The sequence below is a fragment of the Vibrio splendidus genome (assembly GCF_024347615.1).
GTDB lineage: Bacteria > Pseudomonadota > Gammaproteobacteria > Enterobacterales > Vibrionaceae > Vibrio > Vibrio splendidus.
Map to the genome: position 1 here is coordinate 1,249,120 of NZ_AP025509.1, position 15,483 is coordinate 1,264,602.

Below are 15,483 nucleotides of genomic sequence, written 5' to 3' on the forward strand. Positions count from 1 at the left end.
ATGACTATAACATTTTCGAACTTCTCTTTTAGATATGAGTCGCTGGATAAACCGACGCTAAAAAATATCAATCTAAGGATAGAGAAAGGAGAGAAAATCGTCATTATTGGACCAAGTGGCAGTGGTAAATCTACCCTAGGTCAATGTCTCAATGGCCTAATACCTCATGCAATTAAAGGTGAGGTAACTGGCTCTTTAGAGATCAACGGCAAGAATATCTCTGAATTTTCGATGCACGATTATACCGAACAAGTCGGCACAGTACTGCAAGATACTGACAGCCAGTTTGTGGGTTTGAGTATCGGTGAAGATATTGCTTTCGCACTCGAAAATCAGTTGATGTCGAACATTGACATGTACCCGTTAGTTAAGTCGACTGCAAAAATGGTTGACCTAGCGGACATGCTTGAGCGCTCTCCTCATGATCTATCTGGTGGTCAAAAACAGCGAGTATCGTTAGCGGGTATCTTAGTTGATGACGTTGATATCTTGCTGTTTGATGAGCCTCTGGCAAGCCTTGACCCTAAAACAGGTAAGGCAACGATTGAGATCATCGACCAACTGCATAAAGAAACCAACAAAACCATCGTTATTATCGAGCACCGCCTCGAGGATGTCCTACATCGTGATATCGATCGTGTGATCTTAATGGAGCGCGGTGAAATCGTCGCGGATATGACTCCCGATGAAATTTTAGCGTCTAAGTTACTTGATACACACGGTATTCGTGAGCCTCTTTACTTATCCGCGCTTAAAGCGGCGAAAGCCCCACTAACCTGCGAAGATAAGCTGTCAAACCTCAAAGCTTTGGATTACAAAAGGTTCCGCCCAGCAGTTCAAGCTTGGTTTGCTGACCGCCCTGACCCTGCTGCAGAAAAGCAGTATCAGCCTTTACTCGAAGTTCATGGTCTGACTTATTCTTACGATGGCGAGAAGAACGCACTCGAAGATGTGAGCTTCAAGATTGGCAAAGGCGAGTTTGTTTCGATTCTGGGCAAGAACGGCTCGGGTAAATCTACCATCACCAAACTCATCATGGGTGTGATCGATGCCGATTCAGGCTCTTCCTATCTAAATGGTGAAGACTTATCTGAGCTTTCTATCTTTGAAAGAAGCCAGAAAGTCGGTGTCGTGATGCAGAACCCAAATCATATGATCTCGCATCATATGATTTTTGACGAGATTGCTTTTGGTCTTCGTAACCGCAATATTGCAGAAGATCTGATCACAGAAAAAGTTGAGAACGTTCTTGAGCTGTGTGGGCTGAGTAAGTTCCGTCACTGGCCTATCGAAGCTTTAAGCTACGGTCAGAAAAAACGTGTAACCATCGCTTCTATCTTAGTGCTGGAACCTGAGCTTCTTATCTTGGATGAGCCGACAGCAGGTCAAGACTACCGTAACTACACATCCATGCTGGCATTCATCCAAAAGCTTAACCGTGATTTGGGTATTACTGTGGTGATCATCTCACACGACATGCATCTCGTTCTAGAGTACACCACACGTTCAATCGTAATCGCAGACAGCAAGCTTATTGCCAATGCCGCCATGACAGAAGTGTTTAGTCAGCCATCGCTTCTAGAACGTGCAAACCTCTGTACCACCAGTATTTATGAACTCGCGACTATGATGAAAATCGACGATACCAATGCGTTTATGCAGTACTTCATCGACTACGAGAGAAGTTCTCTATGAACGCATCAAAAGTAAAATTCGGCATCAACTACATTGATACCAAATCCCCCCTGCACGCATTGAATGGCATCACGAAATTTGCACTCTTCTTAGCTTGGGTAACCGTGGTATTGACTACGTTTGACCTGAGATTGATTACGCTGCTTATTATGACTGGTTTATACCTATTAAAGCTCACCAATGTGCCTATACGCGTGTATAAGCCTTTGTTATTAGGTACGGCGAGTGTCTTAAGTCTAAATGCTTTATTCATGTTCCTGCTTGCTCCGCAGCAAGGCACTGAGCTCATCGGTAGCGAAACTTTATTACTGACATTGCCGGGTAACTACTCGTTGAGCCAAGAGACTCTGTTTTACTTAGTCACGGTCACGCTCAAGTACATGAGTATGTTCCCGATAGCGTTAATATTCGTATTCACTACGCACCCGACTGAGTTTGCCGCGAGCCTCAACCGTATCGGCGTTCCGTACAAGATCGCCTATGCGGTAAGCTTAACGCTGCGTTACTTGCCAGAAGTTAAGAAGGACTTCATCAATATCATGCATGCTCAGCAAGCTCGTGGTGTAGAACTCTCGAAGAAAGCGCCCCTAATAACTCGAATCAAAAACGTGGCTAAGGTTCTAGGGCCGCTCATTTTCTCTAGCTTGGACCGCGCAGACGAGATTTCAAATGCAATGACGCTTCGAGGCTTTGGCCGACACAAGGCACGTACCTGGTATAGCTATGCGCCTTTGAAACGTATCGATTTTGTTTGTTTGAGTGTCATTGCTTTTATTGTGGTGTTGGCCATAGCGAAACGCATTCTTGAACCTGAATTGTTTTGGTATCCATTCTAAGTTTTCATTTACCACATACAAACAACGACTTAAAATAACACACCGCTCAATAGGGCGGTGTTTTTATGTGTGCCAAGATCTGATTAACAATTGAACCAATAACTCAATACTGACTATTTTTGACGATAAACTGACCGTTTACTTACGTCTTTGGTTTGAAATCTAATTTAGAAACTCTTAATATACACGTTTACAGAATGTTACACTCAATAGAGATTTGTAATGGCTCGAATTACTCAAGTACAGAAACTAGAAAATCAAAAGCACTACGATGAGATCGTACTAAACCTTTTTCTGGCTGAAGGACATGAAGCACTAACTTATGCAAGGATTGCTCAAGAAATTGGCATTAGTTTGACGACGCTTCAGGGCTATTATCCATCGACCCGCGCTATCCGATCAGCGTTACACCAACACATGCTATCAATTGTTATAGAGAATCTAGAGTTCTCATCGGAAGAAGTATTCATTCAATCTTGGCAAAACGCTCTAGATAATGATCAATTTCGATTCGTGATCAAATTGATGTTTTTCCATGCCTCCCAGGTCAAGAGCCCTGAACAGTTTAACATCAGTTCAGATGGTCAATTCCGCGAGATAATGTTTAATAGCTTTGGGCTTGATTCCGTTCGAATCCTTGAGACTGTCGTAGGACGTTCAATGTTCTATCTCACGAACTTCAAGCAGCATTAAACCAAGCGTTATAAATACAAAAATGGGAGCCTTTCGGCTCCCATTTGCTTTTTAGTTATTGCTTACTTCAACTTATAGACCTAATTTAGCTTGTAAAAAACGGTCGATAACGGTGGTAAACGCAGCTCAATCGATGTGTCTAAGCCTTCGCTTTCTACTGATTCAACCTTAGCAACTGGCTTCACTTCAAAGCCACTGCCTGCATAATCCGCAGAGTCTGTATTCAATAACAAAGAGTACTGACCTTGTGCTGGAACACCTAAGCGGAAGTGCTCATGAGGAACGGGGGTAAAGTTAGAAACCACCAATACACGCTCGCCTGATTCACTGATACGCTCATGAGCTAAGATGCTCGCTTCAGCTGAATCCTGTAGACGCCATTCAAAGCCTTTCGGGTCGAAATCAAGATCATGCATTGCAGCTTCAGAACGGTACAGATTGTTCAAATCTTTCGTTAAGCGCTGAACACCTTGATGACGTTCATAATCTAGCAAGAACCATTGCAGTTGATCATCGTGGTTCCATTCCGCCGTCTGACCAAATTCAGCACCCATGAAGTTCAGCTTCTTACCCGGCTGCGCGTACATGTAACCCATGTAAGCACGTAGATTTGCCGTTTGCTGCCACTCATCACCAGGCATTTTTTCGTGGATAGATCCTTTACCATAAACCACCTCATCGTGAGATAGAGACAATACATAGTTCTCACTGTGTGCATAAACCAATGGGAAGGTAATTGTATCGTGGTGATATTTACGATTGATTGGATCTTCTTGGATGTAAGACAAACTATCGTGCATCCAACCCATGTTCCACTTAAATCCGAAGCCTAAGCCACCCATAAAGGTTGGGGCTGAAACACCAGGGAAAGCCGTCGATTCTTCAGCAATCGTCATCGCATTAGGGAAGTGCTTGTAAACTTCTTCGTTCATCCACTTAAGAGTTGCGATGGCATCGTAGTTTTCGTTGCCGCCGTCTGCATTCGGAATCCATTGATCATGGCTACGCGAATAATCGAGGTACAACATCGAAGCAACCGCATCAACACGAATGCCGTCGATATGGAATTGTTCGAACCAGTACAGTGCGTTTGCAACCAAGAAGCGACGCACATGCTCTTTGCCTAAATCATAAATGTACGAATTCCAATCTTGATGCCAACCGCGACGTGGATCTGGATCATGGAACAAAGGTGTTCCATCAAAATTGGCTAAGCCGTGATCATCACTAGGGAAGTGCGCTGGAACCCAATCCAGAACAACACCTAAACCAGCTTGGTGACATTGATCGACGAAGAATTTGAAGTCATCAGGAGAGCCAAAACGACTCGTTGGTGCGAACAAACCTATTGGCTGATAGCCCCAAGAGCCGTAAAACGGATGCTCTGAAACCGGCATCAACTCTACATGCGTGTAACCCAAATCCGTTAAATATGGGATCAGTTCAGCAGCAAGTTCACGGTAGTTTAAGAACTCACCTTCAGCGTTACGCTTCCAAGAACCGGCGTGCAGTTCATAGAACGAAAGCGCTTCTTTACGCTTTTGCGTTACAGGGCGATTCTGCCATTGAGTATCTTGCCACTCGTAACGAGCGTGATCGTAAGTCACAGAAGAAAATGAAGGGTATTGCTCAGAGTAAAAACCCCATGGGTCAGCTTTGTGTGGTAAGCCTTCGCCATCAGGTCCTTTTAATTCAAACTTGTATTGAGCGCCTTCTTCCAGTTCAGGAATGAATAGGCCCCACATGCCATAATCTAAACGTTGCATTGGATGACGACGACCATCCCAAGCGTTGAAGTTACCCACTAAGCTTGCCGCTGTTGCATGCGGTGCATACACCAAGAAACGCGTACCTGAAATCGTCTGTCCATCACGCTCTAGCGTAATAAACTGAGCCCCCATGTGATGATACATATCTTTAGGTGTATGGAGATCTTCATAACTCGCGTACAGATCGTGGTACTGGTATGGATCATCGATGATCTGCTCGACTCCAGCCCAATCAACCGCGAGCTTGTAGTGAGTAAAACGTAAATCTCTCTCTTGCTTAAGAATGAAGCCACTTTCACCCTCTCGCGCTAACTCAATACGAGGTTCCTTTCCAATAATCAACTCGACTTTATTTGCCCCAGGAATCCACACACGTAATGCACCTTGCTCAGAAGGTAGGTATGGCCCTAAAAACGCAAATGGGTCAGTGAAACAAGCCTGTGATAGTTGGGTATATATTTGTTTTTGCTTTGAAATCGAACTTAGTTCCAAAACGCTTCTCCCTAACCAAACATCCAAAAAATATAATACAAAAATGCCCGCTATTAGTGCGGGCAATATAACGACGGTTTATTCTACCAGATGAGCATTCATTATTGAGTGACCGAGGTTGTAGTTTCGTACGGCGTAAGCAAAAAACCACCTATTTTCAAGCCACTCAACGTCATTACTTAGCTGCTTTTTCTCGAACGTCAGTCAGCTTAGAAGCGATACGATTTACCCCTTCGTGAGCAAATATTTCGTCCAAGTTCATTGATAGTTTACGACGCCAGTTAGGATACTCATCGACAGTGCCAGGGATGTTTACTGGCTTGTCCATCTCTAACCAATCTTCCAGTTGAACACTAAGAAGTGTCGAACCACCAGCCGCAACGTGCAGTTGAAGCGCTTCGGCAAGATAAGAGTCCATCGGTACTTGGCTTGCATCACGACCAACACCTTCAGGTAAGAAGCCATGCCATGCTACTGAATCTAAGATACCTTGTTTGCACTCCAGACGGTCGTCGAACAAGGTTTCTAGCTGTTCTGCATCTGGGTATAAACCAATCTCTTGACCCATTTTCAAGTCATCACAATGCCAGAAGCCGCGAAGCGTTGGCATATCATGAGTACAAAGTGCCGCCATCGATTGTGGTGCATAATGTTTCGGTGAGATAAAGCCACCGTCATCTTCTGATGTTTCGAAGAAGAATACTTTGTAAGAATGCACGCCCGCATCCGCTAGGATATCGACGATTTCATCCGGCACCGTACCTAAGTCTTCACCGATAACGCTACATTGGTAACGGTGAGATTCAAGCGCCAGAATTGACAGCATGTCTTGTACTGGGTAGTAGATGTACGCACCCTTGGTTGCGTTTTCACCTTTTGGAATCCACCACAAACGCAGTAGGCCTAATACGTGGTCAATACGAAGTGCACCACAGTGCTTCATATTGGCACGGAGTAGCTTGATGTATGCGTCGTAGCTTGTTTCTTGAAGCACTTCAGGATTAAGCGGTGGTAAACCCCAGTTTTGACCTAGAGGACCGAGCACATCCGGTGGAGCACCGATGCTCGCATCCATCACTAGGTTGCCTTCATCGGCCCATGTTTCGCTGCCTGAATCCGCAACACCAACGGCTAGGTCACGGTACAAACCAACGGCCATGCCTTTCTCTTCAGCAAGAGACTGTGCATCGTTGATTTGGCAATCCGCTAACCACTGCAGGTACATGTAAAGATGAACATTCTCTAGGTTCTCTTTAATGTATTTCTGTGTCGCTGGGCTTTCGAATGTACGGTACTTCTCTGGGAATACTGGCCAGCCCCACATACCTGAATCTTCAGCATGTAACTCACCGTGCAGAGCATCAAACGCCGCTTGATGCATCAGGCTTTCACCGCCCTCTTCTACAAACGCTAAGAACGCTTGTGCACGATCGCTGTTCTTGTCTAAATGACGAGTCTTAAATTCTGCGAATAACAGAGGCAAGATGCTCATCTTAAGCTCAGACACTTCGGTGTAGTTTACCCAGTGCGCTTCACGAGCTTTTTGTAGACGCTGTTGGAATTCAGCGCTGCCTACCGTTTGTTGTGCTTCTGCACTTAATGCGAATTCAGGTACTGAGCTCACATCAATGTATAAGATGTTCAACCAACGACGTGACGACGGGCTGTATGGGCTCGCGCCTTCTGGGTTCGCTGGGAACAATGAGTGAATTGGGTTTAGGCCAACAAAATCACCACCACGAGAAGCGATATCAGCAACAAGCTGTTTAAGGTCACCAAAATCACCAATACCCCAGTTGTGCTGAGTTCTTAGTGTGTACAGTTGAACACTTGGTCCCCAAAGTTTTTTGCCTTGCTCGATTGGTGACTGCTTGAAACACGCTTTTGGCGTAATGATCAATGTCATCTCGTAAGGCTTCTTACGGCGCTTACGACTCACAATCAGCTTGTGATAACCCCATGCCAAATCACTTGGCAATGCAAACACTAAAGGGCCACCCTCGGCACGCTCGTCACGAACGACTTGAGATTGAAGATAGCCTTCAAGTACCTCTCCTTGCTCGGTTTCTAAGCGCCAGCTGAACTCACTTTCACGAGCACTAACACCTAGATTAAGCGCCACTTCTACTGGCTCACCGTCACGCAAGACAAGAACTGGGTCTAGTACATCTTTTTTGTGTTTTCTTTCTGCAGATTTAAGCAGTGCATCATCGCTGCTTGTATCGTAGCCCAATGAAGCCAATAGAGACGTAATCGTCTCTTCTGATACTTGTGCTTCATCGCCCCACGCACTAACGTAACTGTCGGCAATGTTTGCCATTTCTGCGACTTGTTTTAATACGGTCTGTTCTTTCATCGCTCTCTCCGAAAACGTTCTGACGCTTTCTATTTTGTAGGGTTGTTAATTTAATTTTTTACTAATCAATTAGCTTGTGACAATCGGTTTGTAAGCAGCTTGTTTATAAACGACAAACCTTTAAGCCTTTCGTTTGCTCACAAGCTAATTGAGCCAAGGCAGAAACTGCCTTGGCTACTTTGGAAGTATTAACGGTTAACCGCTTCAAGTTTCCAAATGTTGTTCACGTAATCGCGAATAGAGCGGTCTGATGTGAACTTACCAACCAATGCTGTGTTAAGAATTGCTTTCTTAGCCCAACCTGCTTGGTCTTTGTACTGCTTGCCCATGTCTTCATGTGCTTTCACATAAGATGCGAAGTCAGCAAGACATAGGTACGGGTCGCCACCGTCGAGTAGGCTATCAAACGTTGCACGTAGAAGGCCTGGTTGACCTGGAGAGAACTCATCGCCAGTCAGTAGGTCTAGAGATGCTTTCAGCAGTGGGTCTGCGTTGTAGTAATCGTATGGGTTGTAACCCTGAGCTTGCAATGCCACTACACCATCAACGTCTAGGCCAAAGATGTAGATGTTTTCATCGCCAACTTCTTCACGAATCTCAACGTTTGCACCATCCATAGTACCGATAGTTAGCGCGCCGTTTAGCGCCATCTTCATGTTGCCCGTACCCGATGCTTCTTTACCAGCCAGTGAGATTTGCTGAGAAACGTCTGCCGCAGGAATAATGATTTCAGCCATGCTTACACGGTAATCAGGGATGAATACCACTTTCAGTTTGTTGCCAATGCGAGGGTCGTTATTGATCTTCTCTGCAATCTTGTTAACCGCGAAGATGATCTCTTTCGCTAGGTGGTAACCCGGTGCTGCTTTCGCTGCGAAGAAACATACGCGTGGTTCACACTCGAAACCAGGTTCGTTAAGAATACGGTGGTACAGAGATAGAATGTGTAGCAAATCTAGGTGCTGACGCTTGTATTCGTGAAGACGCTTGATTTGCACGTCGAAGATAGCGTTCGTATCTAGCTCGATACCCATGTTCTCTTGAACCCAATCAGCAAGACGCTGTTTGTTTTCTTTCTTAACAGCCATGAATTCTTTTTGGAATTTCGCGTCTGTTGCAAACTTAGCGATGCTTTCAAGCTGCTCTAGTTTTGCTGGCCACTCAGTGCCGATCTTGCCAGTAATTAGCGTAGATAGGCCTGGGTTACAGAACTTCAACCAACGACGTGGCGTGATGCCGTTCGTTACGTTAGTCAGTTTGCCAGGGAAGATTTCGTTGAACTCTGGGAACAAGTCTTTCTTAACCAGTTGAGAGTGAAGCGCAGCTACACCGTTTACTTTGTAAGAGCCAATCACACATAGGTTTGCCATGCGAACCATGCGGTGGAAACCTTCTTGGATGATAGAAAGCTTCGCTTGCTTCTCACCGTCACCAGGCCACATCTTGCGAACTTCTTGCATGAAGCGGTGGTTGATTTCAAAAATGATTTCCATGTGACGTGGAAGAAGGCGGTTGATCAAAGATTCAGACCAAGTCTCTAATGCTTCTGGAAGTAGTGTGTGGTTCGTGTATGCGAACGTATGAGCACTGATTTCCCAAGCTTGGTCCCAAGTTAAACCTTTTTCATCGATCAGGATGCGCATCAATTCAGGGATAGCGATAGTTGGGTGCGTATCGTTCAGTTGAATCGTTTCTTGCTTAGGCAGATCTTCTAGAGAGAAACCTGCTGCTTCGTGACGACGTAGAATATCGCGAACAGACGCTGCTGAGTGGAAGTACTGCTGCATTAGACGCAGTGTCTTACCTTTCTCGTGGTTGTCGTTCGGGTAAAGTACTTTAGTAATGTTACCCGCATCGATTAGCGAGTGTTGCGCTTCGAAGTAGTCACCGTTGTTAAAGCTTGCTAGTGAGAATGGTGCGATTGCCTGACATTCCCAAAGGCGCAGTGGGTAAACCGTGTTTGACTCGTAACCTACGATAGGTAGATCCCAAGGCATTGCTTTCACTTCCATACCCGGAACCCAAGTACGAACTTCTTTACCGTCGATGTATTCAACTTCTACATGACCATAAAAACCAATGTGTTGTGCTAGTTCTGGACGAGCCACTTCCCATGGGTAACCTTCAACACCACGCCATGCGTCAGGTGCTTCTTGTTGACGACCGTCTTGGAAAGACTGTTTGAATAGACCGTATTCGTAGTGAAGACCGTAGCCCACTGTTGGATATTCTTGAGCGGCACAAGAATCCATGAAACAAGCGGCTAGACGACCAAGACCACCATTACCTAGTGATGGGTCGCGTTCTTCTTCTAGAAGATCAGTTAGGTTTTGACCTAGCTCTTCCATTGCATGAGTGATCTGTTCATACAGACCCATGCTGATCAGGTTATTACCGGTTAAACGACCAATCAAAAACTCTAATGAAAGGTAGTTAACGCTCTTCGCGTTCTTAATTTTTTCGTCATTTTCAGTTTCTAACAGATCAAATGTTGTGAGTTCTGCTAGCGCACGCCCCATTGCTAGGTACCATGCGCGGCTATCTGCGTTTTCAATCGTTGTTGCGTAGGTTGCAGATAAATGCTTTTTAACGCTTTCTTGGAACGACACTTTATCGAAAGTTTTTTGCTGAGTTGGTTTCATTTCAGAAATCTCGCTTTTAATAGTTCTAATTCATCTGTGACATATCGTGCATGGTCACCATTAACTAAACATCCTCCCGCTAACGCGACAAACTAGGAGTAGATGGGAGGGCGTAGGGGGCGTACCGACATAGGGTTAGTGATCTGACTCTCATGTTCTGACTTCGAACAAAAACTTGGAGTGACTAAGATCACAAGCTCCCGTTCGATAACTTACCTTCAACTGATGTGACTTTTATTTAACCGGATTAAAGTCATTATCAAATTTGATATTCAGATCACGAAAATAATTTCGTCCTCTCATCTTTTGCATAGATTCGCGTGTTGGAATGAAGGAAGTCACATTCACAAACCAACCCGCTATGTGAGCAAAGTCTCAAATAAAGGGCGTAGAAGCCTAAAAACATGCAGGAGTGCAAGGTTTCTGAGGAGGATCATAGTCGGTGCCGTTTTGCTTCACGTAATATGATTGAAGACTTAAGTAATTAGGCTGATGTCATTCGATTACACTCAACGATAGATTGAGGTAATCCAGAACATAAGCCACGGAATAGGTGAAAAACTTCGACATGTGGATCCCTTCGAAACTGACTCGTCCCGGCCGCTTACATAATGCAATCCTACGACCTAGGGTTCTCGATCTGCTCCAACACGCAGATTGCTATAAGCTTGTATTATTCCGCTCTCCAGCGGGGTACGGCAAAACCACAATGGCAGCACAATGGCTGGTAGATAAACCCAATGTGGGTTGGTACAGCATTGATGACAGTGACAACGATGCTTTTCGCTTTATCAACTACCTAATGCAATCACTCAATAAAGCAACTCAAAATGCCTGCCCTAATGCCCAAAAGCTGGCAGAAAAACGACAGTTTTCATCGTTGCATTCTTTGTTAAGTGAAGTGTTTGCTGAGATGTCTGAATTCCACCAAGAATGTTTCCTTGTGCTGGATGACTACCACTTAGTTAATAACGATGACATTCACGAGGCGATGCGCTTTTTCCTCAAGCACATGCCTGACAACCTGACGCTTGTTGTGACTAGCCGTGGCACTCCACCACTTGGCACGGCAAACCTTCGCGTTCGTGATTTGATGATTGAGATTGGCAACGATTCGCTGGCTTTCGATACTGAAGAGACGACGCGCTTCTTCAACCAACGTGTCGCCGATGGCGTAGATGACACGACCGCTGGCAGTATCTGTACTTATGTTGAGGGATGGCCTTCGGCGTTACAGCTTATTGCCCTTCAAGCTCAGCATCAAAAACGTACGCTTGCGCAATCGGCAGAGTCTTTCTCTCACTTTAACCATGCCCACCTTTGGGATTACTTGGTTGAAGAAGTATTCGATCTACTGGATAAAGAAACCCGACAGTTCTTGATGCAGTGTTCAGTACTTGATCATTTCAATGACGAATTAGTCTGCGCGCTTACACAGCGTGAAGACGCACTGGGTATGATCGAATCACTCAACCGTTTTGGTTTGTTCATCTACCCGCTTGAGGGTGAAAAGAACTGGTATCGCTTCCATAACTTGTTTGGTGAATTCCTCGCACATGAGCGCCAAGCTCGAATTCCGCAACAAGAAGCCGAGTTGCACCGAAGTGCCGCGAAAGCGTGGATCAAACAGAAAACGCCTCATCAAGCACTGCGACACGCGCAGCGCGCTGAAGACCCAGAGCTGATCATCCAAATCCTGACTGAACACGGTTGGCCGATGTTCAACCAAGGTGAGCTTTCATCATTAGAGATGGCGATCAAGCAACTGACTACGGATCAACTATACAGTGAGCCGAAGCTATCAATGCTGCGCGCTTGGCTTGCACAAAGTCAGCACCGCTATGATCAAGTGGGGACTTTGTTGGAAGAGGCTGAGACTCAATATCAAGCTCGAAACATTGAACTTGATACTCAGCAGCAAGGCCAATACAACGCCTTGCGCGCCCAAGTTGCCATCAACAGCAATGAGCCTGAGAAAGCATTGGAATTGGCTGAGCTGTCGTTAAGCCAGCTGAACACGACCGTTTATCGTAGCCGCATTGTGGCAACGTCAGTTGTAGGTGAAGTGAATCACGTGATGGGCAACCTGAGCCGTGCGCTACCGATGATGCAGCAAACAGAGAAGCTTGCTCGCCAGTATCAAGTTTACCATCAGGCGCTGTGGGCGATTCTGCAACAAAGCGAAATTTTGATTGCTCAAGGTTATGTTCAAGCTGCGTTTGAGCTACAAGACAGCGCATTCAAATTGATCGAAGAGCATCAGCTTCAATACGTGCCTCTACATGAATTTTTGCTGCGTGTTCGCGCTCAGATCTTCTGGTGCTGGAACCGATTAGATGAAGCGGAAGAGTGTTGCTACAAAGGCTTAGATATCCTTGGACACCACTCACCAAGTAAGCACCTGCACAGTTACTCAATGCTGGCTCGAATTTCATTGAGCCGCGGCGAGATTGATAAAGCGTCGAAATTTATCGACCAAATTCAACACCTGCTACGTCAATCAACTTACCACGTAGATTGGACCGCAAATGCTTCTCTTTCTTTGATTCTGTTCTGGCAAGTAAAAGGCAATAAAGAGGCAATCCGTGATTGGCTAAGCGTGGCGGTTCGACCTGAATCGGCGAGTAACCACTTCTGTCAGCTTCAATGGAGAAACATCGTACGTTCTCACATCATCCTTGAGCAGTATGAAGATGCGGAAGAAGCGCTGACTTTCCTTAAGAGTGAAGCGCAGCGTTCACATCTGATTACAGACACCAACCGAAACTTGATCGTTGAAGCGGTGTTGCGTACACAAATTAACGATGAAGACAGCGCACGCGTGCTACTTGAAGAAGCGCTTCATATGACCAACCAAACCGGTATGGTTGGTAACTTCTTGGTCGACGGTGGGACTATCGGGCATATCTTGGATAAATTGAGCAACAAGCCAGGCTTAGGTGACTTAGAACGCCATCGCGCTCAACAGATCATGAAAGATATCTCAACCACCCAACGCAGCCGCTCGGTTCACTTCGATGAAGACTTTGTTGAGAACTTGGTTAATCACCCGAATATTCCTGAGCTTGTGCGCACTAGCCCACTCACCCAGCGTGAATGGCAAGTACTTGGTCTGATCTATTCTGGGTTCAGTAATGAGCAAATCGCTCAAGAGCTCGATGTAGCGGGGACCACGATCAAAACTCACATCCGTAACCTTTACCAAAAGCTCAACATTGCTAACCGCAAAGAAGCAATCAGCACGGCAGAGAACTTGCTGCAGTTGATGGGTTACTAAAACGGATTCGAGATTGATTCGAGATTGATTCGAGATTGATTCGAGATTGATTCGAGATTGATTCGAGAAAAGCTTAAGCTAGTCACCAATGGTGGCTGGCTTTTTTTTCATCTGAGGTTAGAGCTTAAAAATGTAGGAACTGGAAAAGAAAAAAGACAATCACCAAACGACAGGCAAAAAAATAGCCAACCGCAATAATCGCGATTGGCTCTATATATTTGTGAACAAATCATAAGTTCACTAACAACGTCAGTTGGCTAGGTGACCCTCGGCTTAAGAAGGGTCAATGTATATAATGCAGTTAGCGTGCCAACTTTAATTCGGCGTTTTATAAGCCCTGCATCGCATAAAAACCATGAATTTGTCATGCGAATTGCAAAGTGCATTTGCATAATGCAACCAAGATGCAATATTGATAAGAGATCAGTTTCATCTTTGCTCTTAATGACAAATTACTAAGTGGTTGTATTTTAAATGTTAGGCAAATGTTCACTTCAACTTATTGCCTTACAATTAAGAGAGTAATAAAAGCCCCTCCCCAATGGCATATTCATACTTTTTTTACACTAAAGTTTGTATACTGCACAAAATCACCCTCAACTCTATGAAGCAATGAACTACTTAAGTACTTTTTTCAAAGGCATGGCAATGGGCGCAGCAGACGTTGTTCCTGGCGTGTCGGGCGGAACCATCGCATTCATCACTGGTATCTACGATACGCTGCTAGAAAGCATTCGCAGGATTAACCCTAGTGTACTTGGCTTATGGAAACGCGAAGGCTTCAAAGCCGCATTTAACCACATCAACGGTTTCTTCCTGATTTCACTGTTCGCAGGCGTATTCACGAGCATTGCGACATTTGCAAAACTGATTTCTTGGTTATTAGTCACCCACCCCGTTCCACTGTGGTCTTTCTTCTTTGGCCTGATCTTGGTGTCGGTTTTCCATATTCTTAAGCAAGTAGAGAAGCGCGATATGATTCGATTCGTGTTTTTGCTGCTTGGCGTTGCTTTCGCTTATAGCATTACCGTGCTTAAGCCGCTGCAAATGGAGCCTACCAGTATCAATATCCTCATTGCGGGTGCGATTGCGATCTGTGCGATGATTTTGCCGGGTATCTCGGGTAGCTTCATTCTGCTATTGATTGGTATGTATGGTCCGGTTCTTGGTGCGGTTAAAGAGTTTCAAATCGATGTGCTTGCGCTATTCCTTAGTGGCTGTGTGATTGGCCTACTGACTTTCTCGCACGTACTTTCTTGGTTACTGCGCTCATTCCGCGATTTCACATTAGTGTTCTTAACTGGTTTGATGATCGGTACGCTGCCTAAGATTTGGCCGTGGAAAGAGACCATCAGCTGGCGTACAAATTCAAAGGGTGAGCAAGTTCCTCTACTTCAAGAAAATCTGTCACCGTTTGATTTTGAAGCCGTAACCTCTCAGCCTTCTCAGCTGGTAATGGCGATTGTGATGATGTTGGCTGCTATTGCCTTGGTTCTAGGACTAGAGAAATTTGCAGAGCGCAACGCTGACTAATCATTCAGCCAACTTCTGGAAAGCGTTTAGAACGGATAATGCTTAGAAATACTAAGCTCACTTCTCGATTGAACAGACAAAAGCGAAGCCAATGGCTTCGCTTTTTTAGTTCTACTATACGCACAAAATTGCTTTTTGATACAAGCACGTATTGAGGGGTATGATAACATCGCCGCTCTTATAAAATTAG

8 protein-coding genes are annotated in these 15,483 nt (G+C 45.1%); 5 read left to right on the forward strand and 3 right to left on the reverse strand.

Features of this window, described 5'->3' with window-relative positions; all coding sequences use genetic code 11:
* The 3 genes from OCU90_RS22755 (at position 1) to OCU90_RS22765 (ending at position 3,224) form a co-directional block, all read left to right on the forward strand.
* The gene (locus tag OCU90_RS22755) at positions 1–1,695 is read left to right on the forward strand and encodes an ABC transporter ATP-binding protein (RefSeq protein ID WP_061022215.1); all 1,695 of its coding nucleotides are present in this window, start codon (positions 1–3) and stop codon (positions 1,693–1,695) included.
* Complete coding sequence (locus tag OCU90_RS22760; protein WP_017078595.1) at positions 1,692–2,531, forward strand: energy-coupling factor transporter transmembrane component T family protein; 840 nt, start codon at positions 1,692–1,694, stop codon at positions 2,529–2,531. Before OCU90_RS22755 ends, OCU90_RS22760 begins: the two co-directional genes overlap by 4 nt.
* Positions 2,532–2,753: 222 nt before the next feature.
* Entirely contained in the window at positions 2,754–3,224 is a 471-nt protein-coding gene (locus tag OCU90_RS22765; protein WP_017072409.1) for a TetR/AcrR family transcriptional regulator, read from the forward strand.
* A gap of 80 nt (positions 3,225–3,304) precedes the next feature.
* Here the strand turns inward: OCU90_RS22765 and glgB are convergent, their stop codons facing one another.
* The 3 genes from glgB to OCU90_RS22780 all read right to left on the reverse strand — a co-directional run bounded on the left by glgB (position 3,305) and on the right by OCU90_RS22780 (position 10,483).
* Complete coding sequence (glgB, locus tag OCU90_RS22770) at positions 3,305–5,485, reverse strand: 1,4-alpha-glucan branching protein GlgB (RefSeq protein WP_061022216.1); 2,181 nt, start codon at positions 5,483–5,485, stop codon at positions 3,305–3,307.
* A gap of 175 nt (positions 5,486–5,660) precedes the next feature.
* Positions 5,661–7,841, reverse strand: a complete 2,181-nt coding sequence (malQ, locus tag OCU90_RS22775; protein ID WP_004732094.1) for a 4-alpha-glucanotransferase — start codon at positions 7,839–7,841, stop codon at positions 5,661–5,663.
* A 188-nt stretch (positions 7,842–8,029) separates the two neighbouring features.
* Positions 8,030–10,483, reverse strand: a complete 2,454-nt coding sequence (locus OCU90_RS22780; protein WP_061022218.1) for a glycogen/starch/alpha-glucan phosphorylase — start codon at positions 10,481–10,483, stop codon at positions 8,030–8,032.
* 568 nt (positions 10,484–11,051) lie between these two features.
* Here OCU90_RS22780 and malT point away from each other — a divergent pair.
* Both malT and OCU90_RS22790 read left to right on the forward strand, forming a co-directional pair.
* A complete protein-coding gene (gene malT / locus OCU90_RS22785) occupies positions 11,052–13,760 on the forward strand; it encodes an HTH-type transcriptional regulator MalT (protein WP_026012276.1) in 2,709 nt (902 codons plus the stop codon).
* 612 nt (positions 13,761–14,372) lie between these two features.
* Entirely contained in the window at positions 14,373–15,293 is a 921-nt protein-coding gene (locus tag OCU90_RS22790) for a polyprenyl-phosphate transporter (RefSeq protein ID WP_004732100.1), read from the forward strand.
* Positions 15,294–15,483 lie beyond the last annotated feature (190 nt).

Bases quoted from the DNA above. Each gene is read 5' to 3' on its own strand.
- OCU90_RS22755 (WP_061022215.1), top strand. From the start codon at position 1: ATGACTATAACATTTTCGAACTTCTCTTTTAGATATGAGTCGCTGGAT.
- OCU90_RS22765 (WP_017072409.1), top strand. From the start codon at position 2,754: ATGGCTCGAATTACTCAAGTACAGAAACTAGAAAATCAAAAGCACTAC.
- OCU90_RS22760 (WP_017078595.1), top strand. From the start codon at position 1,692: ATGAACGCATCAAAAGTAAAATTCGGCATCAACTACATTGATACCAAA.
- malQ (WP_004732094.1), bottom strand. From the start codon at position 7,841: ATGAAAGAACAGACCGTATTAAAACAAGTCGCAGAAATGGCAAACATT.
- OCU90_RS22790 (WP_004732100.1), top strand. From the start codon at position 14,373: ATGAACTACTTAAGTACTTTTTTCAAAGGCATGGCAATGGGCGCAGCA.
- OCU90_RS22780 (WP_061022218.1), bottom strand. From the start codon at position 10,483: ATGAAACCAACTCAGCAAAAAACTTTCGATAAAGTGTCGTTCCAAGAA.
- malT (WP_026012276.1), top strand. From the start codon at position 11,052: ATGTGGATCCCTTCGAAACTGACTCGTCCCGGCCGCTTACATAATGCA.